The 2,579-nt window shown below is 63.4% G+C and carries 2 protein-coding genes; both read right to left on the reverse strand.

Going from position 1 to position 2,579, the window contains the following annotated elements; all coding sequences use genetic code 11:
* Positions 1 to 341 precede the first annotated feature (341 nt).
* A complete protein-coding gene (locus ACXJKL_RS19085; protein WP_457208578.1) occupies positions 342 to 1,724 on the reverse strand; it encodes an AlbA family DNA-binding domain-containing protein in 1,383 nt (460 codons plus the stop codon).
* 40 nt (positions 1,725 to 1,764) lie between these two features.
* Positions 1,765 to 2,337, reverse strand: a complete 573-nt coding sequence (locus tag ACXJKL_RS19090; protein WP_457208579.1) for a hypothetical protein — start codon at positions 2,335 to 2,337, stop codon at positions 1,765 to 1,767.
* Positions 2,338 to 2,579: the final 242 nt, after the last annotated feature.

A 2,579-nucleotide genomic window follows, 5' to 3' on the forward strand; every position in this document is an offset into this window, starting at 1 on the left:
CCCTACTGCAGTAGCGGATTAGGACGGTGCCACCGTCGGATGCCGTTGGGGTTTGCCCTGGAGAAGTGCGTCCGGCAGGTTGCTGTGGCCCCTACTGCAGTAGCGGATTAGGACGGTGCCACCGTCGGATGCCGTTGGGGTTTGCCCTGGAGAAGTGCGTCCGGCAGGTTGCTGTGGCCAGCCAGTTCGTGTGGCGTTCATCGTGCTGGACCTGCCCCATCCCACCGCCTGTCGGTGACGACCCAAGATCTAGCCGTCAGCCGCCCTGCGTCTCCGACGCTCACCGCTCCTCGCTACATCCCGCCGAGGCGATTCAAGGGGATCCGGCAGCGCTCGACAGGTCACCGTAGGTGACCAGTGACATCGATCGGTTCATCGGCGATCAGAAGGGTCGCCTCTCCCTCGGCCACAGCATCGACGTTCGTAGCGGTCGCTGACCAGCTGACGCGGGTGGCGCCAGTCATCCCCTCGCCTGCATAAAGCAAGACGGCGTCGAGAGCCAACGATTCGCCCGGTCGAAGGTCGAACGAGGGGAAGACGATTCGTACCGAACCGCCGTTCTCGATGTGGGGGCGCGGCGCGTAGTTCGTCGGGGTCGGCAAGTGGGGCAGCACCGCTTGGTGCCCGATGAGGTCCAGGGCACGAAGTGCACTGTTCGTCGGGACCGACGTCCACGGCCCCCACTCACGCGGAGGATTCCCCGCGATCTCGTTCAGATCCGGGATCTCGCCTTCGTAATCAACACCGAATACGTCGCCCTCGATGTAGACGGCCACTTCCAGATTCATGTAGTTGCGCTTACCGAGGTTGTTGACGACGAAATGATGCGCCGAAGCGTGGTGAGCACGAAGGTCATCGAGCGCTGCAGGGAGCTTGACTGCGGCAATCTCCAAGTAGGCGTCGATCTCGGTACGGAATTCGTCCTCGGACCGGGTCTCTTCGTGCTCGACGGCTCCAAAGCCCTGCATGATGCTTCGGTTGGCCTTGTAGAGCGACGAGTCGAGACCAGCCATCTTGCGTCCGAGGATGGACGACAACGGATCCGGCTTCGGGGGCGTCAATGGACCGAGGAGCCTGGCGCGCTCCGCGGAGATCCACTCGTCAAGCCAGTCTGAGTCGTATCCGATACGAGAGACAGGCCGTTCGCCATCGACGTGGACTTCGATCTCGACCATGGCACGGTCCCCAGCGATGTACCTAGCCTCCAAGCGACGGAGGTCTTCGTGACGTGCTGGTTCTGACTTGCCTGCGCGTCGGACGAAGATGTGACCGTTGATGACGTCGGTGCCGTCCTTGCTGACCACCGCAATCCGGTCGCCGTAGCGCGGCGGTGCGATCGTCACCACTAGGACGTTCTGGCCGTCGTAGACGTGCTGGCTGCTGTCCCAGGACGGCGCCGGAGGCGCTAGGTAGCGGTCGACCTGGTCGTGCAAAGCGGCCGGGTCGATCGCCGGCGTACCGCACACGTTGCCGGGCTCCAGGCCGACGACGATCAGGCCGTACCCGCCGAGCCATCGAGCCGCTTGTTCGGGCTGCCGGTTGGCGAACGCGACGATTCCCTTCGCGAGCGCGGCTCCGCCGGCCTTCGTGGAGGGATCGAGTCTTGCCTTGTGCTCCACCCAGTCCGTCTCGTCACTCGGCTGTGACATCTCGATCGCGTGCAGGAGAGAGGCCCACTCACCGTCGCCCATGGGTAAACGCTCGGCCTGATAATCGATTGCCACATCGCCTCGCTAGTTTGTGCTTCATGAGGTCAATCCGCCTCTAGGTGGTCACTGGTGAGCCGATGCTCAACTGCTGCCTATTCGCCCCGTACGGTTCCCGACGGTCGGTGCGGACCAGCCATGCCTCGTATGTCATAAGTGTCCTCGGCGCATCCCGGTTCGAGTCGCCCCACCGCAGGATCGCATTTGCCACATAGTCGAGATAGTCGTCCGCGTAGTCCTGCCACATCGCATCTGGCTCCGCCAGACCCAACTTCATGGTGTCGGGCCTGAGATGCACAAGCGAGACGCCGCCGAAGACGGTCCCAGAAGCATCCCGGACGCTAAGCGCTATGTGACGCCACTCATCCGGCAACCGGTGCCCAGCGTTGTCGTACGCATGAGACCAAGCCAAGAAGGCACTCGCCACCTCATTGGCATCGATATCCCCACGTCCAAGAAGGCGAAGAAGCCGCTGGACCTCCCGGATTTGTGAAACGAGCTCTGCGCCTGCGGCGAAGTTGCGCCCGCGCCGTTCCTTATCGCGCTCCTGTCTGGTCCCGAAGACGTAACCGAACCAGCCGGTCGCAAGTGAGAGGCCGAGGGCTCCCGCTGTCGAGATTGCAATTTCCATGCCGCAATGCTGGCACCTGCCTCCGACAACGGGCGCAGACGCCAGACGCCTTGCCGGAACTGAACTCGGGGCCGTTGCGTCCTTTCGGCTCCCTTCTGTTGTCAACCGGTCCGGCGTAGCGTCTTCTCTGCGGGTCCGGGAAGTGGCTGATCCGAAGTGYCGATGTGCAGGGGCAGGTCGACCGCGCTGGATTGAAGAGTCGCCCTGCAGTGCCCTCCCGGACCCGTGCCGACGTCCTCGAC

It is taken from the genome of Nocardioides sp. P5_C9_2 (genome assembly GCF_054049555.1).